Genomic DNA, 25,729 nt, shown 5'->3' on the forward strand with positions numbered 1-25,729 from the left:
CTCCAGGTCCCGCCGTTCAGAAACCAGCGCCGGGACCGCCCCTGCCCACCTCCGCCGTCGGTGGCGCTTCCCCGGCGGCGCATTCGTCTCAGCCGGTGATCGGTGGTGTTACGCGACGCTCTCGCGGGGTACCTCGGGTGTTCCTCATCTAGGGCGCATGGGACAGGTGAGGAATCGCGGGGAAAAGCGAGGACGGCCGAACCCGCCGAACGGTCACGGGGACGACCGCACGGCGCCCGACCGTCCTCGCCACCTCCCCGTCCCACCAGTCGCCGCATCGACCGGATGTCGGCATGGGCAACCCGGCGGCTCGCTCCCACGCCTGCTTCACCCCGATTGGGGTAGTGGCAGGCGTGACGAATTTCGGCCGGAGTGACGCGGAGTTCTGACCGATCTTACTGAAAATGGTTGTCAGGTCAGATAGAGTGTCGCCTGCTCGCGAACCGCCGTCGGGGGACGGCCGTGCCGCGCAGACCGCTGATCGCTCTACCCCTGGAAAGGGGACCTCCGGTGACCGCCGCGCACCAACGACTTCGCTTTGCCCTGCCCGCACTTCTGGCCGCGTTTTCCCTGCTGTGGTTGAGCGCACTGCCCGCCACCGCCAGCGCACTGCCTGCCACCGCCACCGCCGGCGCGCTGCCCGCCATCGCGCCGGCCGCGTCGCCACCCGGTCCCGAGGTGCTGCGCGCGGTGCACGCCGACGCGTTGCATACGACGTACGACGGCACGGCGCTGCGGTTGTGGACGCGAATCGGCAGCGGCGCGGAAAGCCGCGAGGCGGATCCGGCCGGGCTGATCTTCAACCTGGAAGATCGCGGTTCGGCGCGGGTGGAATTGCCCGATCTGCCGGCCTTCGCCTTCCTGGGTAAACCGGGTGATGCCGTCTGGATCGCGCCGGAATCGCAGGATCCGGAGCTGATCTGGCCCGGCTGGGACACCGAGACGATTCCGCCCGGCGCCTTGCAGGGCGACGCGATCGACCTGACCATGCTGGACAGCACGGGTCCGGGCAATGTTGAGGTCTTCTTCAACTACGACAACACCTCGGTGCCGAGGTTGTTCAGTTCGGCCGATCCGTCGATTCGCACGGTGCGTCAGCCGATCGGGCGGCACGTGCACGCGAACTGGGCCTTCACCGCGCTCGGCACGTACACCATCACCTTCGAAGCGAAGGCCGTCACGGCCGCCGGTGTACCGATCACCTCCGGACCGGTCGCGTACACGTTTGTGGTCGGGCCGTACGACGTAACCGCGGCGACCACCACGACCCTGCAGGCCTCGCCCAATCCCGCCGCCACGACCGATCCCGTCGTACTGACCGCCACCGTCTCGCCGGCCGAGGCCGTCGGCGCTGTGGAGTTCCTCGACGGCGCCAACCTGATCGGCAGTGCGCCGGTGGCCGCCGGGCAGGCCGTTGTCCAGTCGGCCGGTCTTGCCGCCGGAGTCCACTCGCTCACCGCGCGCTTCGTCCCGGCGGATCCGGCCGCCCACGGCCCGTCCGTCTCGCAGCCGGTCCAGCTCACCGTCACGAGCCCAACGCCGACTCCCACCCCAACGCCGACTCCCACCCCAATGCCGACTCCCACGCCAACGCCGACTCCGACGCCCAAGCCGACCCCGCCGCCGTCTTGTGTGACGGCTGTTCTCGGCGCCGGGCATGTCGACGTCGCGGCTCGTACGGTCGACGGGCGCCTCCGGTTCCAGGTGAAGGACGGCACCCAAGGCGGTGCGGTCTGGCGTGATCCCGGCACGGTCGCCTTCCACGTCCGGCCGTCCGGCGACGAGCAGGTACCTGCCTCGCCCAGCTACCGGTTCCTCGGCGCACCCGGCGCCACGATCTGGCAGATCCCGCAGACCCAATCGAACGACTTGCTCTGGGCCGGCTGGAACACCGAATCCGTGGACTACAACGCCTTGGCCGGCCCGGTGACGTGGTCCCTGGACAAGGTGCAAGGGCCGGGAAAGGTCGCGGTCTACCAGTTCGATCAGTTCGGTCAGCCGCTGGTTTCGTTCGACAGTGGCAAGTCGTTGCCGCAGGCAATCAATCTCGCGGCCCCGACGCATGCCCACGGCAACTGGGCGTTCACCCGGCAGGGCATCTACCGCCTGACCTTCACGTATGCCGCGACGACCAAGGCCGGCCAGCGGCTCAGCGATACCGCAACCCTGGCCGTCGCGGTCGGCGCGACCGACCTGTCCGCCCTCTGCCCGGGTGGTCCGCCGCCGACCACTCCGCCGACCGTGCCGCCCACGACACCGCCGACCACCCCGCCGGTCGTACCGACGCCGACGCCGACCCCAACCCAGACGCCGACGTCAACGCCGACCCCGACTCCGACGCCAACCACGGCGCCGACCACCACCGCGCCGACAACACGCGCGCCCTCGCGTGACGCTGGCGGATCGTCGCAGCCGGTCAAGCTGCCGCCTTGTGTGCCAACCACCACGACCCCAACCAGCAGCCCCACGACCAGTACGTCGAGCAGTACCTCCACGAGCACGCCGACCACGACCCGGCCGACCACCTCCACGGACCCGGCGGGCGTCGTGCTGAGTGATGGCCACGCGGACTACGCCGTACGGCTGGAGAACGGTGCGATCGCCTCCCGGCTCAAGGACGGCACCACGGCCGGGGGACCGACCTGGCGAGATCCCGCGCAGGTGAAGTTGCGTTTGACCTCGGCGGCTTCGGCCCAGGCGCCGGGTGGTGCGTTCGGATTCCTCGGTGCCGCTGGTGCGCCGATCTGGCAGATCCCGCAGACGCAGAAGAACGGCGTGGTCTGGCTCGGCTGGAACACCGAGGAGCTGTCCGCGGCCGAGGTTCCGTCGGGAGTCGACTGGCGCCTGGATCGGGTGGAGGGCCCGGGCCGGCTGGCGGTGTTCGAGTTCGACTCGTTCGGGCAGCCGAAGGTGATCTTCAACAGCGGCGACGGTCTCCCGGATACCTACCGGATAGCCCCTGGAACGCATGCCCACGGCAACTGGGCCTTCACCAAGCCCGGCACCTACCGGGTCGGCTTCACCCACACCGCAAAACTCGCGTCCGGCCAATCCTCCAGCGACTCCGCCACCATCACCTTCATCGTCGGCGACTCCTCAGGTGGCGGCGGAGGCTCCGCGGCCGCCGCGCCGCTCGCCGCCGCGCCGCTTGCCGCGCCGAACCAGGCCGACGGTCTCCAGGCCGGCTCGGGCGGATGCACCCTGGCGGCGACCGGTGGCTCGATCGGGTCCGGCTGGATCGCGCTCGGCGCCGTACTGGTTCTGCTCGGCATCGTGGCCCTCGTCGCGACGCGCCAACGGAACGCCGCATGAGGGCCGGAGTGGCTCTCGCCACGGCCGCGCTCGTCGTACCGGTCGCGCTGGCCGGTTGCTCATCCGGAACGGCGAATGGGCCCGACGGGAACCTGCGAGTGGTCGCGACCACCGAGATCCTGGCCGACCTGGCGCAGCGCGTCGGCGGTGACCGAGTCTCGGCCGCCTCGCTCGTACCACCCGGCGGCGATCCGCATTCGTACGAGCCGACCCCGGCTGACGCGAAGCGGGTGGCCAAGGCCGACGTGACGTTCACGAACCACCTGTTGCTCGAACCGCAGGCCCTGATCAAAACGATCGACGCCAACGCCGCCAAGGATGCCCCGAACGTGTCCCTGGCCGAAGCGGCCGAGTCGTACGGCGCGAACGTGATCCCGCTGGTCGAGGACATCGGCCTGGACGTGCTCTGGCTCGGCCTACGCATTCGCGGCGCAGGCAAGGCGCGTGGCGCGACCCGGACGTCCACGGTCCAACTGTCGGCCACGCGGCTCGACGGCCCGGGCAAGCTCGTCGCGTACTTGACCGAGTCGCTCGGACAACCCAGCCGGTACTTCGACTCGACCGACGGCCTCGGCCCGGCCGACCGTACGACGCTGCCGCCCGCGGCGCATACCCACCTGAACTGGGCGTTCACCAAGCCCGGCGTCTACCAGTTGACGCTGGAGGGCAAACTCGACCTTGGTGACGGCAAACCCCTGCAGCCGTTGGGCAAAGGCACTTTCACCTTCGCCGTCGGGGTGGACCCGAACACGGTGAAACCGGCCGACGGTGGTACGGCGACCGTGCTCGGCGAGGGCCATACCGATCTCACGGTGGACCTGGACAAGGGCGAGGTGTACGCGTTCTCCGACGCGAAGAAGGCCGGCGCGGCGCAACTCGCCGTACCGGCCGGGCAGGTGGTCATCGACGTACCGAACCGCGCGATCGAGGCGGTTCCCACCGATCCGCGGTTCTCGTTCCTCGGTGCGCCCGGTGCGCAGATCCACCAGCTCCCGCAGGCGGTGCTCGGCCGGCACGTGCATGGCGAGATCGACCCGCACCTGTGGGAGGACGTCGCGAACGCGAAGGCCTACGTGCAGTTGATGCGCGACACCTTGATCAAGGTGGACCCGGACGGCAAACAGATCTACCAGGACAACACCGCGGCCTATCTGCGGGAGCTCGACGACCTGGACGGGTACGTCCGGGCCAAGCTGGCGACCATTCCGCGGGATCGCCGCCAGCTGATCACCACCCATGACGCCTTCGGCTATCTGGCCGAGGCCTACGACATGACCGTGGCCGGTTTTGTGGTGCCCAATCCAGCGCAGGAGCCCAGTGTGGAGCAGGTGCGGAAGCTGACCGAGACGATCCGCAATCTGAAGGTGCCGGCCGTCTTCATCGAGCCGAACCTGGCCCAGCGCGCGTCCGTGCTGACCCAGGTGGCAACCGATCAGCGCGTGCGGGTGTGCACGATCTACGGCGACTCGTTCGATCAGCACGCCACCACGTACGTCGCGATGATGCGGCACAACGCCGACGAACTGCAGCGGTGCCTGGCGGTGACGAAGTGAAGGCGATCGCGCTTGTCCTGCTGAGTACGACGGGCCTGTCCCTCGCACCGTCGGCCGCGACGCCATCGGTGCCTGCGGCAACGGAGCAAGTGGTGATCGCCACCGGCCACGTTGATCTCGGCCCTCGTTTTGTCGACGGCAAGTGGACCGTCCAGCTTCGCGACGACACCACCGACCCGGAGACCTGGCGACCACTGGAGAACGTCGTACTGCAGGCGACCGGGAAGTCCCAGCTGACCGTTCCGGCTGATCCGGCGTACGCGTTCCTCGGTAAGGCCGGCCAGAAGTTGTGGGTGATCCCGCAGGTTCAGCAGGCCGGCGTCGTATGGCCAGGCTGGAATACCCAGGACGTCGAGGTGGCCACTCGGGTGGATCGCGAGGTGACCTGGTCACTGGAAGGCGTCGAGGGACCTGGCGCGTTCACGCTGTTCCTCAACTCCGACTTCGGCAAGCCCGCGCCGGTGTTCGACAGCCGCAAGCCGTTGCCGCAGACAACTGGTGTGGACGTCAATACGCATGTGCACGGCAACTGGACGTTCGATGCCGAGGGCACCTACCTGCTCGATATCGCGATGACCGCCAAGCTGACCGACGGCAGCACGGTGACGGATCGCCGCCCGCTTCGGCTGTACGCCGGTGACGGCGATGCCCGGACGGCGTTCGCCGTACAGCCGAAGGCCATCGCCCAACCGGCGGCGTCATCCGAGGACGGAACGCCTTGGCCCTTGATCGCCACTGGTGCCGCGGCCCTGGTGGTCGTCGTCGCGGCGGCCTTCTTGCTGACGCGCCGCCGCCGCCGCACCGGGAAGGCCTCAGCATGACCAACGACGTACTGCGAGTTGAGGGCGTCGGCGTCGAGCTGGCCGGCCGGCTGGTCCTGCACGACGTCAACCTGGTGGTATCCGGCTCCGAGCAGGTCGGCTTGATCGGCCCGAACGGCGCGGGCAAAACCACGCTGCTGCGGTCCATGCTCGGCCTGCTGCCGATTCGCGACGGCGCGATCACGATCAGCGGAGCCACGCCTGCCCAGGCGCGCGGCAGCATCGGCTACGTACCTCAGCGGCACGAGTTCGCCTGGGACTACCCGGTCGACGTACGCACCGCGGCGATGACCGGCCGGACCCATCGGATCGGCTGGTTGCGTCGTCCGAAGCAGGACGATCGTGAGGCGGTCGAAGACGCCTTGCGCAGGGTGGACCTGGTGGAGCTGGCCCGTCGGCCTATCGGCGAGCTATCTGGTGGCCAACGGCAACGAGTTCTAGTGGCTCGCGCCCTGGCGTTGCGGCCGCGATTGTTGTTGCTGGACGAACCGTTCACCGGTCTCGACGTACCGACGCAGGAGATTCTCACCGGGTTGTTCCACGACCTGACCAGTGAAGGTACGGCGATTCTGATGACCACCCACGACCTGCCCGCCGCGGCCGATACCTGCAGCCGGTTGTGCCTGCTGAACGAGACGGTCATCGCGGACGGTTCGCCGGAACAGCTGCGTGATCCCGCCATCTGGCTGCGGGCCTTCGGCGTCGCGCGGTCCGAGCAGCTGCTGCACAGCCTGGGGGTGGCCCGATGATCGAGTTCTTGCTCGAGCCCTGGGAACACGTGTTCATGCAGCGCGCGTTCCTGGTCGTGCTGATGTCGGGCGTGGTCTGCGGAGTGATCGGCAGCCACGTCGCGCTGCGCGGAATGGCGTTCATCGGTGACGCCGTGGCCCACGCGGTCTTTCCGGGTATCGCGATCGCGTTCGTCCTGCAGACCAGCCTGGTTGTCGGCGGCATCGTCGCCGGGCTGATCACCGCCTTCTCGGTCGCGGTCGTGTCGCAGAACCGGCGGCTGAAGGAGGACACGGTGATCGGCGTCTTCTTCGCCGCCGCCTTCGGACTCGGCATCGTCGTGATGAGCACCGCGCCCGGGTACGGCGGATCGCTGGAGTCGTTCCTGTTCGGCTCGGTCCTCGGCATCAGCAGCCAGGACGTGATCACCGTGGCCATCGGGGGAGCGCTGCTGCTCGGGGTCACCGGCGCGCTGCACAAGGAGTTCGTCACCGCCGGACTGGATCGGGAGACCGCCCGCGCGGTGGGGCTGCCGATCTTCTGGCTGGACATGGCGTTGTACGCGATGGTGACGATCGCCATCGTCATCTCGATTCAGGCCGTCGGCAACATCCTGGTGCTGGCGCTGCTGATCACGCCCGCCGCGTGCGCTCGGCTGCTGACCGACCGGATCGGCACGATGATGCTGATCGCACCGGCCATCGGAGCACTCTCCGGTATGACCGGCCTCTATCTCTCCTACGCCTTCAACCTCGCCGCCGGCGGGTTGATCGTGCTCACCGCCACCGCGGTCTTCATCGCTTGCTGGGTGTTCGCGCCCCGGCATGGCCTGGTTCCCAACCACCACCGTCGCCGCCGAGCGACGGGAGTAGTTCCCGTCCGCCCATGAAAGGAAAGTCATGCGCAAGTCCTATCGCCTGGCACTGCCCACCGTGGCAGTCCTCGCGCTCGCCGGGCTGAGTCAGCCGGCCAATGCCGCCACCACGCGGGTCGTGCTCGACCAGGGCCACGTCGACGTCGTCGGCATCGCCTTCGAGGACGGCGCGTTCGACGTGCACGTTCACGACGAGAACAGCGGTACCGAGTACGCGCCGTCCGAGGTGCAGCTCGTCGCCAAGTCCGGTTCGAAGGTCAGCGTTCCGGCCGACCCGGCGTACCGGTTCCTCGGTGCGCCCGGTGCGGCTGCCTGGGTGCTTCCCCAGGTCGAGGACCCGGAGCTGCTCTGGCCGGGCATCGGTGCGGAAGAGGTCACGTCCGGCCTCTTCACCAACGACGCGCTGAAGGTCGACATCGTCGGGGTCTCCGGCCCGGCGCAGGTGAGCATCTTCACCACCGACGAGTTCGGTGCTCCGACCGTGCTCGCCGACAGCGGTAACGGCCTGCCCGACCGGATCAACACCACCGCCGGGGCGCACCTGCACGCCAACTGGGCGTTCGAGGCGGCCGGCACGTACCGGATCAAGGTCCGCGTGAGCGGAACCCTGGCCGCCACCGGCCAGCGGGTCACCTCGGCCATCGCCACCTACTGCTTCAAGGTCGTCGCGTGAAGGCCCGGGTCCTCGCGGCGCTGACCGCGGCCACGATGATGACGTTGCTGTCGGTGGCCCCGGCCCACGCGGCCACCACCATCTCGCAGGGCCACGTCGACGCCATCGACGTGGACTGGACCGGGTCTGCCCTGACGCTCGACCTGCGCGACGGCACCGTCACCCCGGCCGTCGACCGCAACCCGGCGGACGTCGTACTCAACGCGGTTTCGGCGAGCAAGACCACCGTGCCGTCGGGCTCCGCCTACGCCTTCCTCGGTACGCCGGGCTCGCCGGTGTGGATCCTGCCGCAGACGCAGAAGAGCAACATCCTCTGGCCGGGTATCAGCACCGAAGGCGTGCCGAGTGGCGCGCTGCAGGGCAACACGGTCAACGTGCGGCTCGTCTCGGTGACCGGGCCCGCCCACGTGAGCCTGTACACCACCAACTCGCTGGGCACCCCGACCGTCTGGTTCGACAGCGGCAACGGCCTGCCGGACAACCGGTCGTTCGCGATCAACACCCACGCCCACGCGAACTGGGCCTTCGAGGCGGCCGGTACCTACACCGTCGTCTTCCAGATCACCGGTACGACGGCCGCGGGTGCCGCGGTCACCTCCGGGCCGAAGACCTACACCTTCACCGTTCAGCCGTGAGGTGAACCGGTCTCCCGGGTAGGCGCCTACCCGGGAGACCGGTTGCGGGTTTCTTTGGGCTTCGACTGCTGGATGCCTGGGAGGGCCGTCGCCTTATCACTGTGTGCGGGCGACCGGGTGCCAGTGGCGCTGGATCCGGCCGAACACCGTGCCGCTGAAGTGGCCGCCCGCGAGGATCGCGTTGGGGGTCGTCCAGCTCCGCGAGCAGCCGATGCCGGGTCTTCAGACTCTCGGCCGGATGAGCGCGGCGGAACGTCAGCCCAGCGGGCATGGCTCCCGCCGGAACGGTGGGCGCGGGCGCGAGGTCCGTCGTCCAGCCGACGTGGTCGTGATACAGGTGCGTGTAGAAGACCGTGTCGACGTCATCCGGCTTAAGCCCTTCTGCCGCAGGGCTTTCGAGCAACTGGCCAGCCCGGAACCCGGCTATCTCCGGTACTTCGAACCCGACCGCGCCGAGGCCTAGATCCACCAGGATGTTCCGGTCCGCCGTACGGATCAGGAACGACCCGATGCTGACGGCGAACCGGCCGCCCGCGCCGAGTGATCCGTCGTACCGCGACCAGTTCGCGGGATCGCTCGCCGGGAAGACGGCCGTCGGGTTGAGATAGCCGTGTCCGTCCGTCCGGCAGGTACGTGACGGTGGTATCGCTCACCGTCAACTGGTCGCGTTCCGCGGCCTCGATCACGGGTCCTCCTCGTGGTGATCTTCTGCTGGTTGCGTAGGGGCGTTAGCCAGGGCCGTCGGGGAGCAGGAGTAACTTGCCGGTGGTGGTTCGGGCCGCCAGGTCGCGATGCGCGCCCCTCCGACAATTTCCGGCGCCCGCGGTAGTGCCCGGCAATGAACCAGCCATCGGCCTGTACGAACGGCTGGGGTTCGGACAGGCCGATGAAGCAGGAGAACTGGTGATGCTCAAACCGCTAGCTGGATCAGGGGAGGCGGTTGGCGGCGGTGATGGTGTTGAGATGGATCATCACGTCGTACGACGAGGCCAGCGCCTGCGAAGCGTCGGGGAAGGGGTAGGAGCTGCCGATCATGCGAGTCGGGCGCTCGACCGAGAGCCACGCGCGGGTGGTCTGCGGTAGCTTGCGCAGGTCCACGTAGTAGTCGCGGAACGGGACCCGGTCGAGGGTGAACTCGTTGCTGGCGGCACCGGCCGAGGCAACGGTGAAACGGCGAAGCGGTGCGCCTGGTTCGTCCGAGGGGAACGCGTTGAACGACCCGCGGTCGAACGAGGTGCCAACGCTCAGGTAGCGATCACCCAGGGTCTCGCGCAGGAACGCGCCCTGCACTTTCTCGTATATCGCCGGCATGCCCGACTCGTAGGCGATATGGCCGTTGTGGGCCGACAGCAACACCTTCGCGCCGGTGGTGTGCGCCCACCACGCGGTGTTGTCCGCCATCGCCTGGTCCCGGAACTTCATTGCCTTGGGCAACACAGTCGGATCGTCGACGTCGAACGCGAACATCGCCGCCACCTGGGCGATCACCCGGGCATGCTGGATCGCCCAGGTCCGTTCGGCGCTCGCGGGGAATTTCGCCAGCAGGGCGAGGGCTTGTTCGGTTTCGGCCTTGATCCGGAGGCGTTCCGCCAGTGACTTGGTGTAGTACGCGTCGGTCCAGGCCTGGACCTCCGCGTCCGAGCGGATACCGGCGTAGTGGCGCGTGAACTCCGCCAGCAAGGCAGGGCGGGTGCGTGCGACGTACTGGGTGACGTTGTCGATCACGTTCGGCCCGGCGTAGCCGACGTCGTTGCCGACAAAGTGCAGCTTGCGCGCGTGGGTCTGGTTGTACGAGCGCATCCACTCGATCAGTTCGGCATACTCCTGCACCTTCCAGAACGTGTACGCGGACTGGAATTCGCGGCGCATGATCTCGCGCGGATTTCCGATGCCGTGTACGACGTACCGGTCGAGGGCGAGGCCGGTGCTCCAGGAGCCTTCGAGGGCAAAGGTGGTGAAGCCCTTCTCCCGGACGAGATACCGGAAGAGCCGGTGTTTCTGGGTGAAGAACTCGTGTGAGTTGTGGGTCGCCTCACCTACGCCGACCACCGTCGCGTCGCCGACCATCCGGCCGAACGCGCGCAGGTCTACGTCGTACCCGACCGGGTCCGTCGACAGCAACGGGTGCGCGTGCCGGGTGATACCCCAGACCGGATCCGCGGTCGCGGCCGTCGACGCCTTGGTCGATTCGGCGCCCGGGGCCAGGGCCGCCGCGTTCGCGGGCAGGGCCGCCGCGTTCGCGGCCTGGGTCGCCGCGTTCGCGGGCAGGATCGCGCCGCTGAGCAGGCTCGCGGTGGCGAGCAGGCCGAACGGAAGAGTCAGTCCGGCGACGAGCCGGCGACGGTGAGTCATGAGAGGGCCTCCAAGATCGATTGCCCTCAGCCTTCCGCGCCGGCCACCTCCGCACGATGCCGTAGGGGCCCGTCTTGAGGGTGGTGCTGACTCCACCTTGGGGTGCTCCTTCGGCCGTCTATCTTGCCCGAGGAATGTCCCTGAAGTAACGAAGGTTGATCCCGTCATGAGCCAAGGTCCAGCACCCCGCGTCCTGTCCGACGAAGCCCTTTCCGAGTTGCTGGGCGGTCAGCAGTTCGGCACGCTCGCCACCAACAAGCGCAGCGGCCACCCCCACCTGACCACCATGCTTTACAAGTGGGACCCCGAGGCCCGCGTACTGCGGTTCTCCACCACGGCCGATCGCATCAAGGTCAAGCAGCTCCGGCGCGATCCGCGCGCGGCCCTGCACGTCTCGGGCGGTGACGTGTGGTCGTTCGCGGTGGCGGAGGGAGAAGCCGAGGTCTCCGAGGTCACGACGGTTCCGGGCGATTCGACCGGGCAGGAGTTGCTGGCGATGGTTCGGGGCTCGGTCGATCCGGCGGACGAAGACGCGTTCTTGCAGCAGCTGGTGGACGAACGCCGGGTGGTCATCCGCCTGAAGGTGCAGCGGTTGTACGGAACGGCGCTGGACGTCAACGGCTGACAGGGCTGACGCGTGGCTGCCCCGGGCACCTGGTGGCGGAGGCCATTCGGTCGCACTTCTAAAGTAGGTGAACTTTGGCTTTAGACCTCCGGCCCGGCTTCGTCAACGCGAGCTGGCACTCACAACGGCCGGCGCATACAGACGCGCGGCCAACGATCCAGGCCAAGGCTGGCTTCGTGCTCGCGGATCTGCCGTAAGCCCGGGGTGAGGTCGGCCTCGGCGAGGACCTCGAACTCGCAGCGCGCGTAGTACGGCGCGTTCCACGGCACCTCGGCGAACGTGGTGAGCGTCAACGCGGGCACTCGAAGGCCCGCGGCGTAAACGGCCAACTCGTCCAGCAGCGAGCGGCCGATACCGCGGCGCCCGTGGGCCGGGTGCACGGATACCTGCTCGACATGCAGGTTGCCGTCGACATGGCCGGCGAGCAGATAGCCGATCGGGTGATCCGCGTCGTCGGCCATCACCCACGCCAGCCCAGTGTCGCGGTAGCGGGCTAGTTCGGCCAGGGTTGGCGGCTCGTCATTGGCGACCTCCGGCATGCCGATGTCTTCGAAGTACCGCCCGGCGGCTCTTTCGATGTCCTGGAGAAGCGGTAGTTCGTCCAGCCGTACGGCGCGGGTTTGCATGAGGTCATTGTCGGAGAACAGCTGGGCAGTGCCACCGGATTTAGGAACCGCCAGATGCGGCCGGTAGGTGGTTGAGCAGGTTGAGGTAGTGGCTGAGCTGCGTGGCCGCGTTGAGCATGGCAAGGCCGCGAGAGGTGAGTTTGTGCTGCCAGTCCGTCAGGGCGGTGGCCAAGGATTCGGTGCCGCCAGCCGTCCGGACCTGCTGTACGACGGTGGAGATCTGGCTGAGGGGATAGCCGCCTCGGCGCAGTAGGTGGGCCAGTTCGGCGTCGCGGATGTCGCTTGGGCCGAACACGCGGTACCCGGTCGCAGGGTCTCGTGCGGGGACGAGGATGCCAACGGCCTCCCACTTGCGCAAAGTCGCCGCAGTCACCCCAAGTTGGTGTGCGAGTTCCCCGACATTCCGGCGCCCCGAAGCTTCCGAGGCCGCCGATGCACTGGAAGGGCTGGAAGTTGTTAAGTGGTTCACGGCTTGCCGTACGGCGTCCAGGGTTTCCCGGTCTCGCAGGAGTTGGTGGTGGCCGCGGTCGATCATCAGCAGGGCGTCGTCGAGACGGTCTCCGTGCACCGCGGTCATGATCTGGCCGCCCGCCGCGTAGCCGTAGGCAGGGATGAGCGCAAGATAGGTACGAAGGGCCGCCGCGTGCAGCTCGCCGTACATCCGGTATCCGCTTTGAGTCCGCTCGGCGGCTGGGAGGAACCCGTCGCGCTCGTAGTTGCGGACCGCCTGGGTCGAGATGCCGTGCTCTCGCGCGAGGTCAGCCGGTCGCAGGGTTCTAACCACGTTTGAGACTTTACCGCTCCACTGGGGGCTACTGGCGGGACAAACTCTCAACAACGCTTGCAACGATACGATTGAGTCTCATGACTCAGGACATTCGCGACCTGCTCACCACGTCCTGCGAGCTGCTGGCGCTCGGCGAGCCCACTCACCAGGAACCAGCATTTCCTCAGCTACGGAACGACCTCTTCGCTCAACTGACCAGCGCGGGTTTTCGGTCTATCGCCCTTGAGACTGATCGTGTGGCGGCGTACGCCGTGGACGCCTTCGTTCAGCACGGCAAGGGCTCCCTCGAGATGGCGATGCGCGAGGGCTTCTCCCACGGCCTTGGGACCTTGGAGGCCAACCGGCAACTAGTCGCATGGATGTGCGACTACAACGACAACAGGCCGGCGAACGAGCGGCTGACGTTCCACGGCTTCGACACTCCCGTCGAGATGATGAGCGCGCCCAGCCCGCGCGCCTACCTCGAGTACGCCCGCGACTTCCTAGGTCTCGATGTCGAGCTAGCGAGCTTGGTCGGCGCCGACGAACTCTGGAGCCGTTCCGAAGCGATCTTGGATCCCGCTGAGTCCATCGGTGCAACCCCTGAGGCCGACCGCCTGCAGATAATCGCGGACGACCTGTTGACCGAGCTCTACGCTCGCGCGCCGGAACGGACGGCCGCGACCTCTCGCGCCGAATGGTTCAAGGCCAAAACCCACCTCACCGCCGGACTGGGCCTGCTGCGGTATCACAGGCAGTCGGCTCAACGGATGGAGCCGAGTACGCGGGTCTCGCGCCTGCTGGCTACCCGGGACGCGCTGATGGCGCAGAACCTGTTCGACATCCGCGCGATCGAATCCCGGCGCGGACCGACCCTGGTGTTCGCCCAAAACCTTCACCTGCAGCGAAATCCGAGCAGATGGCGGTTGGCCGGTATGGACCTCACCTGGTTCCCCGCGGGCGCCATCGTGAGTTCCGTCGTGGGCGACCGATACACCTTCGTCGCCGGCAGCCTCGGTTCCAGTGCGGCCCTCGGGCTGGGAGAACCCTCGCCGGATACGTACGAAGGCCTGCTGCAAAGCCGGATCTCCACTTGGGGCCTTACGGCGGCGTCCACCGTCGCCCCGGCCGACGTACGGACGGACACCAAACCGGAGCAGGGCTATTTCCCGCTCGACCGGGCCACCGTCAACTGCGCCGACGCCATCCTGCACATCAACGCGGCCCAGCAACCGGCCGTGCTCTGACACCGCACTGGGACCACCTCGCGGTGGTCCCAGTGCGAAGGTGGTCAGACCTCGGTGTCTTCTTCGGGCTCCTCGTCGGCGTCGGCGAGGCTCCACTTCAGCTGGAACTCGACCTCTTCCTCACTGTCACCGCGCTCGTGCTCAACGCTGACCTGGGCGTTCTTCGGCACAGTGAAACGCTCACCGGCGATCTGGATCCGGAACGGCTTGCCCGACTCCAGGGCGTCGGCGAGCCGGCGGAGCTTGGCCGCGAAATCCGCGACCGAGTAGTTGCGTTCAACGTCTCTTTCAGTCATGCCGCAATCCTGGCATGTCCGCGAGGTCGTCGAGCACGGCGAGGTCGAGTGCCTGCAGGCGATCCGGCTCCGCGATCACCTCGATACCGCTGATCCGGTCGCCGGTGAACGTGAAGCTGAGCGCCCGCTGCAGCCGGCCGAGCGGCGCCATCACCAGGCCGGCGTGACCGTCGACCAAAGCCGGCTGGCTGACCATGACCCGCTTGGAAGCGAGTATCGCGCCGTTCGCCACATTCCGAACGCCCTGCAGTACGAGCGGCAGATGGCTCGGTCCGGCGGCGGCGTCGGCGCGCAGTACGACGTCCGGGTCGAGCAGCGCGAGCAACGCCTCGAAGTCGCCGCGACGCGCGGCCGCCAGGAACGCGTCGACCACCCGATGCTGGCGGGCCAGATCGGCCTCAGGTACTGCCGGAGTGCCCTTCACCCGGCGGCGGGCCCGGCTCGCGAGCTGCCGTACGGCGGCCGGCGTACGGTCGATCATCGGGGCGATGTCGTCGAACGGTACGGCGAACATGTCGTGCAGCACGAAAGCGACCCGCTCGGCGGGCCCGAGGGTGTCGAGCACGACCAGCATGGCGAGTCCCACCGAATCGGCCAGCACGGCCTCTTGTTCCGGATCGGCCCGCTCGGCGACGGCCGGCAGCCGTTCGTCCTCGGGTTCTTCGCGCCGGGATTCCCTCGCGCGCAGGAGGTTCAGGCACACCCGGGTCAGCACGGTGGTCAACCAGCCGGGCAGGTTCTCCACCTCGCTGGTATCCGTACGTTCGAGCCGCAACCAGGTCTCCTGGACGGCGTCGTCGGCCTCGTGCGCCGAGCCGAGCATCCGGTACGCGAGTGCGCGCAGCCGCGGGCGGTTCTGCTCGAAGTCGTCGGTCCTGGCGTTCAGCTGATCCATCCGGTCACATTCTTCTCGGGCGGCGGGTCATAGCGGTACAGCCTGCTGATCCGGCCGGAGCACGACCCGGCCCAACAATTTGGAGCCACCATGACGTCAACCGTTCTGGTTACCGGCGGTACCGGCACCCTCGGCCGCCATGTCGTACCTCAGCTGGTGGATTCCGGCTTCAAGGTGCGATTGCTGAGCCGGAACAACCACCAGTCCGGCGATGGTATCGAGTACGTCACCGGGGACCTGCTGACGGGCGTAGGTATCGAGGCCGCCGTGGACAACGCCGAGATCGTGCTGCATCTCGCGGGCGCCCCCAAGGGCGATGACGTTGCCACGCGGAACCTGGCGACAGCCGCGGCTCGGACCGGCGTACGGCATCTGGTCTACATCTCCGTGATCGGAGCGGACCGCGTTCCGCTGGCCTGGGTGAGGTCCAAGCTCGACGCCGAACGGGCCATCGCCGAATCCGGTGTGCCGTGGACAACGTTGCGTGCCGCGCAGTTCCACGAGTTGACGACGACGGTGGTGGCGAAGCTGGCGAAGCTGCCGGTGGTTCTCGCGCCGGGCGGTTTGCGCTTGCAGCCGGTGGACTCGCGCGATGTGGCCGCGCGGCTGGTCGAGCTGACCCTTGGCGAACCGGCGGGCCTGGTACCCGATCTGGCCGGGCCGAAGATCTACCCGTTGGCGGAGCTGGTTCAGACGTACCTCAGCGGCCTCGGTAAGCGTCGCCGTCCGGCCTTGCCGATCCGGATCCCGGGCAAAGCCGGACGTGCGTACCGGGCGGGCGAGAACCTCTCGTTCGATGGCGCTGTCGGTGCTCGGACATGGGAGGACTTCCAGGCCGAGCGGCCCCGCTGACGACCGGGGTCGGGCTGGCGCACGCATGAAGTTCACCAGAGGCGGGCACCTGCACTTCGACCCGAACGGTCTATGAACCATCGTCGGGGTGACAACGACAGCGAAGGAGTGACCATGGCAGCAGATCGCACGGTAGACGCGCTCACCACCACACTCCGTTCGCTGGAGTCGGTATTGCTGAGTGGACCGAGCCTGGAGGACTTCCTGCTGACGCTGGCCGGATCGGCGGCGCGGCTGGTCGAGCCGTCGGCGTCGTCCGGTATCACCACCTACTACGACGGCAATCCCCGCACGCTCGTCACCAGCGACCGACGGGCCGCGCAGGTCGACGAGCTGCAGTACGAGACGGGCCTCGGCCCGTGCCTGCACTGTCTCGCGACCGGCGAGATCGTCGACGTACCCGATTTGAGTACGGATCCGCGCTGGGGCGATTACGGCAAGCGGGCGGTGGAGATGGGCGTGCAGTGCTCGCTCAGCGTGCCGCTGATGGTGGACGGGCACACGGTCGCGGCGTTGAACATCTACGGCTACGACCAGCCCCGCAGCATCGGACCGGAACAGCAGCAGCGAGCGCTGGTGCTGGCGGACCAGGCGACCTCGGCGATCGGTTTCGCCGTCCGGTTCGTCAAGCAGACCGAAATGGCCGAACAGCTCGAACAGGCGATGGCCGCCCGGTCCGTGATCGACCAGGCCATCGGGGTGTTGATGGGTCAGCAGCGTTGCGACGCCAATACGGCCTTCGAGCTGCTGCGGACCCACTCGCAGAACAACAACCAGAAGCTGCGCGATGTCGCGGCCGGCATCATCACGCGTATCACCGGCCATCCGCCGACCGCCCCCGCCCAGTTCGAAACCGGCAACCCCCGGGACTCCCTCAGCCGTCGCAGCACCCCGCCCGAGTAGTTCCGCGCATTCGCCGCACCGCTGCTGCAGTCCCGCCTACAGTCCGTTGTTTCGTGGTCGTGGTTTCGCGGTCGCGCGCGGTGCAGGCCCAGCGCTTTGTGCGGTCCCAGCGCTTGTGCGGTGCCAGCGCTCTTGCGGTCCCGCGCTCCTGCAGTCGCGCGCGGTGCGGCACCGGCGGTTTTACGGATCATCACGGGCTTTTCCGTGCTCGAGACCGGGCCGATTTGCCTACGCGTGGTGAGATTCGAGTGTCTGAACGTTTGAGGAGGGGATTCCGAATGGGGCTCGACTGGGGTGCCGGCGAGTACGAGTTGACCGCCGCGAAGCTGGCTCCGGCCGCGACCGCGGTGGTTGAGGCGGCCGAACTGGAAGTCGGCGAGGTGGTGGTTGACGTCGGCTGCGGTACGGGTAACGCCTCCCTGGCGGCGGCCGAACGCGGCGCGCAGGTGCTCGGCGTCGATCCTTCCGAACGGCTGCTGGCGGTGGCGACCGAGCGAGTAGCCAGCCGATTCCCGGGGCAGGCGCGATTCGCCCGCGGCGAGGCTGCCGAACTGCCGGTGCCGGATGGCTCGGCGGACGCGATCGTGTCGGCGTTCGGGCTGATCTTCGCGCCGGATCCCGCCGCCGCGGTCCGCGAGTGCGCGCGCGCAACCGCGCCGCGAGGGCGAGTCGTCTTCAGCGCGTGGACGCCGACCGGCCCTTTGTCCCGGTTCACCGACACCATCGGGCAGTACGTCCGGGAGGCGCTGGGCGCACCCGAATCCGAACCAGGCTTTGGCTGGCACGACCCGGCAGACCTGCGCCCTTTGTTCGCCGAGCATGGTTTCAAAGTGGCGGTCGAACCGGCGAAGCTGATCTTCACCTCCACGTCGATCGACGAGTTCGTCGACGAGCAGAACCGCCATCCGATGGCCCTGTCGGCCAACGCCGCGCTCTCGTCCGTCCCGGATGCGCAAGCCAAGCTCGACGGCCTCAACGCCCTCATTCAAACCACGCTGATGGAGATCAACGAAGACCCGGAAGCCTTCCAGATGACCGCCGACTACGTCATCATCACCGCGACCCGCTAACCAGCCGCCGCTGCAATCCCCGCCTCGAAGGTGGACCAAAAGGTGGTGCTGAGGGGCTCGGGCGGCGGCATGACCTGGGTGAGCAGTACGGCGGTGGCGTTGTGGCGCGGATACACGTACCAGCTGGTACCGAGCCCGCCACCCCAGCCGAACCGCTCGGGTGGGCTGGAGCGCTCGGGGGAGACTGAGACGCCGTATCCCCAGCCGGCGCCGTCGAGAACGATGGCGGCTGGCTCGCTGGTCCGTTGTTCCGGCGTCAGCTGGTCGGTCGTCATCGCCCGGATCGACTCCGCCGACAGCAAAGCGCCCTTCGAGAGCAGGAATTCGCCGAACCGCAGATAGTCCGAGGCCGTCGACACCAACCCGCCGCCGGCATGCGGGAACACCGGCGGTTCGAGCCACGCGCTGCCCTCAGCTGGATCGAACACCGCGAGCCCACCCGAACCGTTCTGCGCGTAGCTCGGAATCAGCCGCGTGGGATCTCGTACGACGAACCTCGTGCTGGTCATCCCGAGTGGCTCCAGTAGGCGTTCCCGCATCAGCTCGGGCAAGGTGGTCCGCCCGGCGCGGGCGAGCAACACCCCGAGCACGAAGTACGCGGCGTCGTACCGCCAGGTGCGTCCTGGCTGATCCATCAACGGCAGTTCGGCGAACCGCGCGAGCCACTCGTCCGGCGTATGCGCAATCGCCGACGGCAACGGTGGCCCCAAGCCGAGGCCTCGCGCGCGGGCCAGGTCCGCGAGCGGGCAGGCGTCGACCTCGAACGCGAAGCCGAACCCCATCCGCATGGTCAGCAGGTCCTCGACCGTGATGGCTCGTTCGGCCGGTTCGGTATCGGTCACGGGCCCGTCGAGCCGTCGCACCACTTGGCGATCGGCCAACTCGGGTAGCCACCGTTCCACCGGGTCCGCCAGCGCGATGGTGCCGTCCTCGACCAGCATCAGGGTCAGTACGGCGGTGAGGGGTTTGGTCATCGAGCTGATCCGCATCACCGCGTCGGGTGACATCGGCGGCCCGTCGATCGAGGCCCGGCCGATCGCCTCCACCCAGGTCTGTCCGTCGCGGCTCACCGCCAGCACGGCTCCTGGTACGGCGTTCGGTCCGAGCTGTCGTGCGACCGCCTCGCGCAGCTCATTTATGGGGGTGTCGGTATCGCGAGTCATGGCGCATCTTCCTCCTTCGGGGCAAGCGTCAGACCCTCACAGTGCGGGGAGGGAGTGCCAGAAATCGGGCGGAATGGGGTGGTCCAGGAGCGCGGTGGTTTCGGTGATCTCCTCTGGGCTGCGGGCGCCGACCAGGATGGCTGGAACGGCGGGGTGGTTGAGCGGGAACTGCATTGCGGCGGCCGGCAGCGGGACGTCGTACAGGTCGCAGAGCCGGCGGAGATCGGCTATTCGCGTGCTGAGCGCGTGGGGGACCTCGCGATAGCCATGTGGAGCGCCGGGTGATGGATCGAGCAGTACGCCGCCTTGGAACACCCCCGCGGCCAGGACCGAGACGCCGAGGTTTTCGCACCGGGGTAGCAGCTCGTCCGCTCCGCTTTGGTCGAGCAGACTGTAGCGCCCGGCGAGCAGCACCAGGTCCGGACCGTCGAGCCCGTGCAAGCGGAGGAAGCGGACCGCCACGTCCGCATGATTCACGCCCAGCGATACCGCGCGGATCGTGCCCTCGGATCGCAACTGGGCAAGGGCTTTGAAGGCCTCGGTCGAGGACCGCTCGAAGTCGAGTTCGGGATCGTGGATGTGCAGCACGTCGATGCGGTCGAGGCCGAGCCGCTCGAGGCTCTCCGTCACCGATCGCATCACTCCCGCATACGAATAGTCCAGGCGTGGGCCGACGCCGGGTGGGGGATCGGCCCAGCTGGGTTGCAGGTCTGGACCGTTGGGCTCGATCAACCGGCCGACCTTGCTGCACAGCACGAACTCATCGCGTGCTTTGTTGCCTAAGGCAACACCTGTGCGTTGCTCGGAGCGGCCGTACCCGTACACCGGGGCGGTGTCGAACAGGCGGATGCCCAGCTCCCAGGCGCGGTCGATCGTCGCGATCGCCTGCTCGGTCGACACGGCCGAGAACATGCCGCCGATTGAGGCCAGGCCAAGCCCCAGACGGGTGACCTGAAGGCCGCTTCGTCCCAACGTGACTGTGTCCATGTTCAGCACCGTAGTGACCGCCACCGACAAAATGGATCGGGCCCGGTTTCCCTTGGCTGGTTTGGATTGTGGGGCTAGTCTTCGGCATGGCAATTGGCCCGGTCTTAGTGCTCGCGGTGGTTCTCACCGCCCTGCTGGGCTGCGCCGATACGACCGAGTCGATCGGTGATCAGCCCGGTGTCGCAACGACCAGACCCAGCCCGTCGGCCGCGCCCGAAACTCGGGTGAAGACGCCTGCGCCAAGTCAGTCGGATCAGCCCAGCGCGAGCCCAACTCGACTACCCAGTGCGTCCCCGAGCAAAACGAAAGACCGTGCTGGGGTGAATACGGCGCCCGCGGTGATGGCCATTCCACGAATCGGCCTGACCGGCTTGCGGGTCACGCCATACCAGGGTTCGGCGGATGACGCCCTCGGGACGAAGATCCAGAACCTCGGCCGTGCCGCGAGTCCCCAAGGCCCGCGCGGTGGGGTCGGCCCGGGCGATGTCGGGAACTACGTCGTGACGGCGCATCGCCTGACTGCTGGTGGGCCGTTCCGGCGATTGCCTTCGCTACGGAACGGCGACCACGTGTACGTGACCGCCGGGGGTACGAGGTACGACTACGTGATCTCGCAGACGATGTGGATCTCGTTCCGAAAACCCGCGGATCTGGTCCGGCAATCGGCGCCCGTGCCGGGGTTTCCGGGCCGCACGGCGACGAAGGCGATGATCACGCTGTCGACCTGCGCGACGATCGAGGACCATGCGGCCGGCAACTTCTGGAAGGACCAGTTCGACAACCCTGAGCATCGAATAGACAAGGTCGGCGTCCTGGTAGGGACCCGACCAGCCTGAACCACCGCCCGGCTTGAGCCGAGGGGTCAGCGCTTGCCGAACTGCCACCACTTGCGCTTGCCCATTTTGAGTTCGTCGTCGTCCAGTGGTGGCGGTACCGGTGGCTTGGAGAACTCGGTCAGCATGTCGCCGGACTCGGTGTCGTAGGCCATCACGCCGAGGTGTTCGGCGATCTTCAACGCGATGGCGACCGATTCGCCGCTGCCATCGAGGTAGAAGGTGATGTCGTGCACGTGCACGCCCTTGCCGATCGACACCTCGACCGAATGGCCCGGCCCGGAGATGCGCAGCCACTTCGGGTTGCTCGCGTCGACGTCCGGTGCCACCTCCCGGATCTGCTCAATGACCTCCGTGGCGGTTCCCAGGGATGGCGGCGCGTAGTCGTCGGCGATGTCGTCCAGGCGGCGTGCGCCCCCGGCGGTTCGCAATGCGTAGATGGCCCAGCTCATGAGCCCCAGCATGTCACCGCCGTCCCAACCCACCACCCGCCAGGTGTGAGAGCGGCGCCCAGCAACCCGCACCCGCCGCTCGCCGCGACGATGCCCGCTCGCCGCCAAGCGTCTTCCGCCGCGCCGCGAGACAGCTTCCGCTGCCGACCAACCGCACCCGCCGCCCGACGGTCAAGGCCCTGCCTGCCAAGTACGGAGACGGCGAACGGGCGAACCTCATCCGCCGTCGGCAGGGTGGCCGACGGCGGATGAGGGGCCGTAGGGCGTAGGGTGGGGCGGTGGTTAGTAGTGGTCGAGGGGTGGGGATTCGGGCAGGGCCTCGCTGCCGGCCAGGCTGCGAAGGCGGTCGAGTACCTCGTGATCCCACATCTCGTGCTTGCGCGCGAGCCGGCGCCACTTGGCCTCGGACTTCTCGAGGGCCTCGATCCGGGCGCCTTGCCGGTCGACCTGTTCCTGCAATGCCTTGTTCAGATCGGCGAAGCCGCGAACCGCTGTCTGGTCCTTGGCCGTGCGCCGGGTCAGTACGGCCACGAACAACGTGCCGAGGGTGATCACCACGCTGCTGAGGAAACCAACCTTGTCCATCAGATACTCCAAGGTCCACGCTCGTTGTCCCCGAGCGACCTGGCCGGGTGTCCGCGCCGAGCCGGCGCGATGACGAGGGATGCAGGGAGGCCCTGGCCGTTGATTGCGCATCTCGCCGGAGATCCGGCGGTATGTACCGAGACTAAGCAGTTTCGGAGGAAGGATCAAGAGGAAATCAGGAAAAACTTTTTCCTTCCCACTGCTCGACTCTGCCGATCACCTCCGGCATGCTGGACGGGTGCAGGAATACGACTCGCATGGCTGGCAGCGCCTCGGGCGGCTGGTTCGCGCTGCCCGGGTGAAGGCCGGGTATGCGGAGAGTCGTGAGTGGGCCGCGCGGGTCGGCCGATCGACCCGGATGCTGCTCGGGCTGGAGCGCGGCGAGCCGGTTGGGGACGCCACGTTGGCCCGGGTGGCCGAGTCCCTGGGCTGGCCGATCGAGCGGATTTACGAGGCGCTCGGCGAGCCTGCCGGCCCGTCGTCCGGTGGCCCGGCGTCGTTGCGCAGCTCAGGCGCGCCGGGGCTCTCGGCTGTGTCCGACATGGTTGATCTCGAGCACGCGCTGGAAAAGGTCACCGAGGAGATCGAGACCCTGAAGACATTGCTCGCCGCGGCGGAGGCCTCCCGTGGCATCCTGGCCAGCCGGATCGAGCAGCAGCGGCACGCCGCCCGGTTGCTGCGCGACGGCCGATCGCCGCAACTGTTCATCGCCGAGCGGGAGCTGCGCTTCCATCAGGAGAGCCTGGTCGGATTCGACCGGCACTTCGGGCCGCCTGGACGGCAGAGCAAGGAGCTTCGCCAGCAGCGCCGCCGGTTCGAGGAAGCGGTGGAGCAAGCTCGCCAGAATTTGGCGGAAATTGTGGCGGCCGAGCAGGCTCCAGATCGTCCCGTTGCCGAACTGTGACCTCTCTCAGGGTAGCCACGAGGTAGCGGACAGCGATATAGCAGACGGCAGGGCCCGGACTTCCGCCTGAGTCCGGAGAAGGTGGGCACCACATGGACCTCGCTGAGCTCGTCCGAAGAAACCTCGGAGACCGCACCCTCGAGCAGCTTGCCGCTGATTGCGGAGGTGAGCCCGATTTAGCGGGGCTGAGACACCTGTCGGACTTGGCCGTGCTCCCAGCCCCTCGCACCATTCGGGGGCTGGCTCGCGGCCTGCGGGTCAGCGAGTCGGCCGTGCTGCTGGCCGCAGGCGAAACCCTCGGTCTGCGGATCGACGAGGGGGTCGCGATCGATCTCACCGGCGGCACTCGCGAGGAGCCGATTCCCGCCGAGGCCTGGACCTCGCCGGAGATCTACATCGCCAAGCGGGAGTTGCGTTTTCACTGCGAAAACCTCGTCGCGGTGGACCGCCGGCTGGCCTCCGGAGAGCTGATCAACACCGCCGCGACGCGGATGTTGCGGCGGCAGTTGGCGGCTGAAGTGACCCAGGCGGAACACAGATTGAAATCGTTACTTGGAGCAATCAAGCGATCCCATTGCGTAACGAACTTGTGATGTAGCACACTGCCAGAACAGAGCAATTCACCCGTCCTACTAACCCCGCTTCCCGGGTCCCTGTCGCACATCCCCTGCCCGGCATCCACCCGGTGGCCTGTCCGTCCACAGCTACCACGCAGGGGAACAGGTAAACGATGGAGAAACGGAGACGGAACCGGTGGTACGACCGGGGCCTGCTGGCGCTCGCCGGCATCGGGCTGACCGTCGACCTCACGCTTCCACAGTCGAGATTGGGCACGATCGCCCTACTGCTCGTGGCGATCTGGTGCGTTCGCCGAGTCCTGGTTCGCATCGACGAGACCTCCGAGCAGTTCGAGCAGGCCTTCCGGCTCGGTCAGGAGATCGAACAGCGGCGCATCGTGCTCGACCGCGAGCTCGCGCCGGTGCGGGAACTCGTTCGTCAGGCCGACGAGTCGGCGCCCGGAACCGCCAGTTGCCGCAACGACCAGGTTGTGGACCTGACGGCCCGTGCCGCCGACCTGCCGGCCCGGGCCAGGCCGGGAGACGCCGAGCCGGGTAGTGCGATCGTGCTGGCGACCGCGCGCGCCCGGCGCCGTAAACGCAACCGCCGTCGTCCCTGACTTCGATCGGCCCCGCCAGCCGACCGAAGCCAGGCCAGCCGACCGAAGCCAGGCCAGCCGACCGAAGCCAGGCCAGCCGACCGAAGCCAGGTCAGCGGATCCGGCGCAGTGGGGTTGCTCAGCCGGGTTTGCGGGCGGTGACCAGTGCGAAGCTCAGGTGTTCGCCCTGATCCGCCGTCAGCATGGTGACGCTGTCCGACGGTCGGCCGGTGTACTCGGCGCAGACCTGGGCCCACAGCAGCCAGTCGTGCCACCCGGTGTCCTGCAGTCGTGCCGAGGTCACCTCGACCAGTTCGGTGATGGCCCAGTGGAAGCGCCACCACTCGGCCGTGTGCCAGGCGACGGCCTCCCAGCCGACACACGCCTTGATATGCGGGGGAATGGCGCCGAGCTCGCGGATCTCCGTCCGCAGTGCTGGAGTCGCGATGCCCAACTGTCCACCCGGCTTGAGGAAATGCGTCAGGTAGGCGAGATAGCCATCCGCCGTACCGAAGTATTCGTAGGCGTCGATGCACACGATCGCGTCGAAGAAGCCGCCAGCGAACGGCAAGGCGTGTGCCTCGGCCTTGAGCGCGGTGACCTGGTCGCCGACGCCCTGCGCCTCGAACGTCGCCGTCGCGTCGTCCGGCGAGATCCACAGATCGACGGCCCAGACCTGTACGCCGTACTCGCGGGCGAGGAAGACCGACGTGGCGCCCCTCCCGGAACCGAGGTCGAGCACTCGCATGCCAGGCCGGAGGTCCAGATCCCGGGCGAGATCCTCCAGCAGCCACAACGGATTTGGGCCCATGTCGGCCTCGACCAGCCACTTGGCGTCGTACGTCGAGGAGCGCGGGTATTCGGGCCGCTTCAGGTCATCCAAGGAAGGCACGGCTCAAGCCAACCGGTTCGCGTGCGACCTCGCAATGGAGTTAAACCGGCGCACGGTTAGACCGTGGGTGGGCACGTACCTGCAGACGATGACGTACTTCGAGTCCTGGGAGATACCAGGAGAGGCGTGAGTGGTCTGCAGCTGCTCGAACGGGCTCGTGAGATAGGTGGTCACCTGAGCCGGTTGCGCCGTACCATTCGGCGGTGAGCCGTGTGGGGATCTCCGGCTCGCAGGCAAGCGGTAAGGGGAGTACCTCTTGTCGGGCCGCCCACCAGACCCGCACGGGAGAGTTATGCCGGACAACGAGTCCATGCCGAAACCAGGTCACTTCCTGCCTGGTGGAGCGGGCGAGACGGCAGAACCCGCCACGCCGGTAAGGCCCGTCTCGGCCGGCAAAATGCCGTCACTGCGCAAGACCGAGCATCTCAGCCTGAGCGGCGAGATCCAGCCCCCGGGCCCTTCGAAGCCCCTAGGCCGTTCGAAGCCCGCAGATCCCTCGAAGACGTTAGGTTCCTCGGAGTCCGCGGG

Annotated in this window: 28 protein-coding genes; 17 read left to right on the forward strand and 11 right to left on the reverse strand. The window is 67.8% G+C overall.

The features are described 5' to 3' along the window. Positions 1-510: 510 nt before the first annotated feature. Genes ACFFGN_RS06335 through ACFFGN_RS06365 form a run of 7 tightly spaced genes read left to right on the forward strand, consistent with a single transcriptional unit; the run spans position 511 to position 8,597 of the window. The gene (locus ACFFGN_RS06335) at positions 511-3,312 is read left to right on the forward strand and encodes a TIGR03773 family transporter-associated surface protein (RefSeq protein ID WP_380044370.1); all 2,802 of its coding nucleotides are present in this window, start codon (positions 511-513) and stop codon (positions 3,310-3,312) included. Next, entirely contained in the window at positions 3,309-4,865 is a 1,557-nt protein-coding gene (locus ACFFGN_RS06340) for an anchored repeat ABC transporter, substrate-binding protein (protein ID WP_380044371.1), read from the forward strand. The genes ACFFGN_RS06335 and ACFFGN_RS06340 overlap by 4 nt, the downstream gene beginning before the upstream one ends. After that, entirely contained in the window at positions 4,862-5,686 is an 825-nt protein-coding gene (locus ACFFGN_RS06345) for a choice-of-anchor M domain-containing protein (RefSeq protein ID WP_380044372.1), read from the forward strand. Before ACFFGN_RS06340 ends, ACFFGN_RS06345 begins: the two co-directional genes overlap by 4 nt. Then, positions 5,683-6,435, forward strand: a complete 753-nt coding sequence (locus ACFFGN_RS06350; protein ID WP_380044373.1) for an anchored repeat-type ABC transporter ATP-binding subunit — start codon at positions 5,683-5,685, stop codon at positions 6,433-6,435. The genes ACFFGN_RS06345 and ACFFGN_RS06350 overlap by 4 nt, the downstream gene beginning before the upstream one ends. Further along, on the forward strand, positions 6,432-7,304 hold the full coding sequence (locus ACFFGN_RS06355) for an anchored repeat-type ABC transporter permease subunit (RefSeq protein WP_380044374.1): 873 nt from the start codon (positions 6,432-6,434) through the stop codon (positions 7,302-7,304). The genes ACFFGN_RS06350 and ACFFGN_RS06355 overlap by 4 nt, the downstream gene beginning before the upstream one ends. 10 nt (positions 7,305-7,314) lie before the next feature. After that, positions 7,315-7,962 carry a choice-of-anchor M domain-containing protein gene (locus ACFFGN_RS06360; RefSeq protein WP_380044375.1) on the forward strand — a complete coding sequence of 216 codons (648 nt, stop codon included), beginning with the start codon at positions 7,315-7,317 and terminating at the stop codon, positions 7,960-7,962. Then, positions 7,959-8,597, forward strand: coding sequence for a choice-of-anchor M domain-containing protein (locus ACFFGN_RS06365; protein ID WP_380044376.1), 639 nt, complete (start codon positions 7,959-7,961; stop codon positions 8,595-8,597). Before ACFFGN_RS06360 ends, ACFFGN_RS06365 begins: the two co-directional genes overlap by 4 nt. Here the strand turns inward: ACFFGN_RS06365 and ACFFGN_RS06370 are convergent. Then, entirely contained in the window at positions 8,581-9,066 is a 486-nt protein-coding gene (locus tag ACFFGN_RS06370; protein ID WP_380044377.1) for an MBL fold metallo-hydrolase, read from the reverse strand. The genes ACFFGN_RS06365 and ACFFGN_RS06370 overlap by 17 nt on opposite strands. A gap of 4 nt (positions 9,067-9,070) precedes the next feature. On the opposite strand from ACFFGN_RS06370, the gene ACFFGN_RS06375 reads away from it, so the two are divergent. Beyond that, positions 9,071-9,205 (forward strand): hypothetical protein, encoded by a 135-nt coding sequence (locus ACFFGN_RS06375; RefSeq protein ID WP_380044378.1) that lies wholly within the window; start codon positions 9,071-9,073, stop codon positions 9,203-9,205. A 319-nt stretch (positions 9,206-9,524) separates the two neighbouring features. Here ACFFGN_RS06375 and ACFFGN_RS06380 read toward each other — a convergent pair whose 3' ends face one another. Beyond that, positions 9,525-10,949, reverse strand: coding sequence for an erythromycin esterase family protein (locus tag ACFFGN_RS06380; protein WP_380044379.1), 1,425 nt, complete (start codon positions 10,947-10,949; stop codon positions 9,525-9,527). Positions 10,950-11,115: 166 nt separating this feature from the next. Between ACFFGN_RS06380 and ACFFGN_RS06385 the strand changes: the two genes are divergently transcribed. After that, positions 11,116-11,574 (forward strand): pyridoxamine 5'-phosphate oxidase family protein, encoded by a 459-nt coding sequence (locus ACFFGN_RS06385; protein ID WP_380044380.1) that lies wholly within the window; start codon positions 11,116-11,118, stop codon positions 11,572-11,574. A 119-nt stretch (positions 11,575-11,693) separates the two neighbouring features. Here ACFFGN_RS06385 and ACFFGN_RS06390 read toward each other — a convergent pair whose 3' ends face one another. Continuing rightward, a complete protein-coding gene (locus ACFFGN_RS06390; RefSeq protein WP_380044381.1) occupies positions 11,694-12,200 on the reverse strand; it encodes a GNAT family N-acetyltransferase in 507 nt (168 codons plus the stop codon). A gap of 40 nt (positions 12,201-12,240) precedes the next feature. After that, the gene (locus ACFFGN_RS06395; protein ID WP_380044382.1) at positions 12,241-12,984 is read right to left on the reverse strand and encodes a TioE family transcriptional regulator; all 744 of its coding nucleotides are present in this window, start codon (positions 12,982-12,984) and stop codon (positions 12,241-12,243) included. 80 nt (positions 12,985-13,064) lie between these two features. Here ACFFGN_RS06395 and ACFFGN_RS06400 point away from each other — a divergent pair, with 80 nt between their 5' ends. Continuing rightward, positions 13,065-14,213 carry an erythromycin esterase family protein gene (locus tag ACFFGN_RS06400; protein ID WP_380044383.1) on the forward strand — a complete coding sequence of 383 codons (1,149 nt, stop codon included), beginning with the start codon at positions 13,065-13,067 and terminating at the stop codon, positions 14,211-14,213. Positions 14,214-14,257: 44 nt separating this feature from the next. Here the strand turns inward: ACFFGN_RS06400 and ACFFGN_RS06405 are convergent, their stop codons facing one another. Both ACFFGN_RS06405 and ACFFGN_RS06410 read right to left on the reverse strand, forming a co-directional pair. Further along, complete coding sequence (locus ACFFGN_RS06405; protein ID WP_380044384.1) at positions 14,258-14,509, reverse strand: amphi-Trp domain-containing protein; 252 nt, start codon at positions 14,507-14,509, stop codon at positions 14,258-14,260. Further along, positions 14,502-15,404 (reverse strand): sigma-70 family RNA polymerase sigma factor, encoded by a 903-nt coding sequence (locus ACFFGN_RS06410; protein ID WP_380044385.1) that lies wholly within the window; start codon positions 15,402-15,404, stop codon positions 14,502-14,504. Before ACFFGN_RS06410 ends, ACFFGN_RS06405 begins: the two co-directional genes overlap by 8 nt. 90 nt (positions 15,405-15,494) lie before the next feature. On the opposite strand from ACFFGN_RS06410, the gene ACFFGN_RS06415 reads away from it, so the two are divergent. The 3 genes from ACFFGN_RS06415 to ACFFGN_RS06425 all read left to right on the forward strand — a co-directional run bounded on the left by ACFFGN_RS06415 (position 15,495) and on the right by ACFFGN_RS06425 (position 18,229). After that, the gene (locus tag ACFFGN_RS06415) at positions 15,495-16,256 is read left to right on the forward strand and encodes an SDR family oxidoreductase (protein WP_380044386.1); all 762 of its coding nucleotides are present in this window, start codon (positions 15,495-15,497) and stop codon (positions 16,254-16,256) included. Between the two features lie 114 nt (positions 16,257-16,370). Continuing rightward, positions 16,371-17,159 carry a GAF and ANTAR domain-containing protein gene (locus ACFFGN_RS06420; RefSeq protein ID WP_380044387.1) on the forward strand — a complete coding sequence of 263 codons (789 nt, stop codon included), beginning with the start codon at positions 16,371-16,373 and terminating at the stop codon, positions 17,157-17,159. 278 nt (positions 17,160-17,437) lie between these two features. Beyond that, positions 17,438-18,229 (forward strand): class I SAM-dependent methyltransferase, encoded by a 792-nt coding sequence (locus ACFFGN_RS06425; protein ID WP_380044388.1) that lies wholly within the window; start codon positions 17,438-17,440, stop codon positions 18,227-18,229. Here the strand turns inward: ACFFGN_RS06425 and ACFFGN_RS06430 are convergent. After that, positions 18,226-19,392, reverse strand: coding sequence for a serine hydrolase domain-containing protein (locus ACFFGN_RS06430; RefSeq protein ID WP_380044389.1), 1,167 nt, complete (start codon positions 19,390-19,392; stop codon positions 18,226-18,228). The genes ACFFGN_RS06425 and ACFFGN_RS06430 overlap by 4 nt on opposite strands. 36 nt (positions 19,393-19,428) lie before the next feature. Then, positions 19,429-20,379, reverse strand: a complete 951-nt coding sequence (locus ACFFGN_RS06435; protein ID WP_380044390.1) for an aldo/keto reductase — start codon at positions 20,377-20,379, stop codon at positions 19,429-19,431. Positions 20,380-20,699: 320 nt separating this feature from the next. Between ACFFGN_RS06435 and ACFFGN_RS06440 the strand changes: the two genes are divergently transcribed. After that, entirely contained in the window at positions 20,700-21,215 is a 516-nt protein-coding gene (locus ACFFGN_RS06440; protein WP_380044391.1) for a class E sortase, read from the forward strand. A gap of 26 nt (positions 21,216-21,241) precedes the next feature. Here the strand turns inward: ACFFGN_RS06440 and ACFFGN_RS06445 are convergent, their stop codons facing one another. Both ACFFGN_RS06445 and ACFFGN_RS06450 read right to left on the reverse strand, forming a co-directional pair. Beyond that, positions 21,242-21,664, reverse strand: a complete 423-nt coding sequence (locus ACFFGN_RS06445; protein WP_380044392.1) for a hypothetical protein — start codon at positions 21,662-21,664, stop codon at positions 21,242-21,244. 282 nt (positions 21,665-21,946) lie between these two features. Next, positions 21,947-22,249, reverse strand: a complete 303-nt coding sequence (locus tag ACFFGN_RS06450; protein ID WP_380044393.1) for a hypothetical protein — start codon at positions 22,247-22,249, stop codon at positions 21,947-21,949. 238 nt (positions 22,250-22,487) lie between these two features. On the opposite strand from ACFFGN_RS06450, the gene ACFFGN_RS06455 reads away from it, so the two are divergent. The 3 genes from ACFFGN_RS06455 (at position 22,488) to ACFFGN_RS06465 (ending at position 24,330) form a co-directional block, all read left to right on the forward strand. Continuing rightward, positions 22,488-23,153: a hypothetical protein gene (locus tag ACFFGN_RS06455; RefSeq protein WP_380044394.1), complete on the forward strand. Its 666-nt coding sequence runs from the start codon at positions 22,488-22,490 to the stop codon at positions 23,151-23,153. 92 nt (positions 23,154-23,245) lie between these two features. Beyond that, positions 23,246-23,746, forward strand: coding sequence for a hypothetical protein (locus ACFFGN_RS06460; RefSeq protein WP_380044395.1), 501 nt, complete (start codon positions 23,246-23,248; stop codon positions 23,744-23,746). Between the two features lie 137 nt (positions 23,747-23,883). Next, positions 23,884-24,330, forward strand: a complete 447-nt coding sequence (locus ACFFGN_RS06465) for a hypothetical protein (RefSeq protein WP_380044396.1) — start codon at positions 23,884-23,886, stop codon at positions 24,328-24,330. Between the two features lie 118 nt (positions 24,331-24,448). On the opposite strand, the gene ACFFGN_RS06470 is transcribed toward ACFFGN_RS06465, so the two are convergent. Then, the gene (locus ACFFGN_RS06470) at positions 24,449-25,201 is read right to left on the reverse strand and encodes an SAM-dependent methyltransferase (protein ID WP_380044397.1); all 753 of its coding nucleotides are present in this window, start codon (positions 25,199-25,201) and stop codon (positions 24,449-24,451) included. Positions 25,202-25,729 lie beyond the last annotated feature (528 nt).

Source organism: Kribbella deserti, assembly GCF_042434725.1.
Lineage (GTDB): Bacteria > Actinomycetota > Actinomycetes > Propionibacteriales > Kribbellaceae > Kribbella > Kribbella deserti.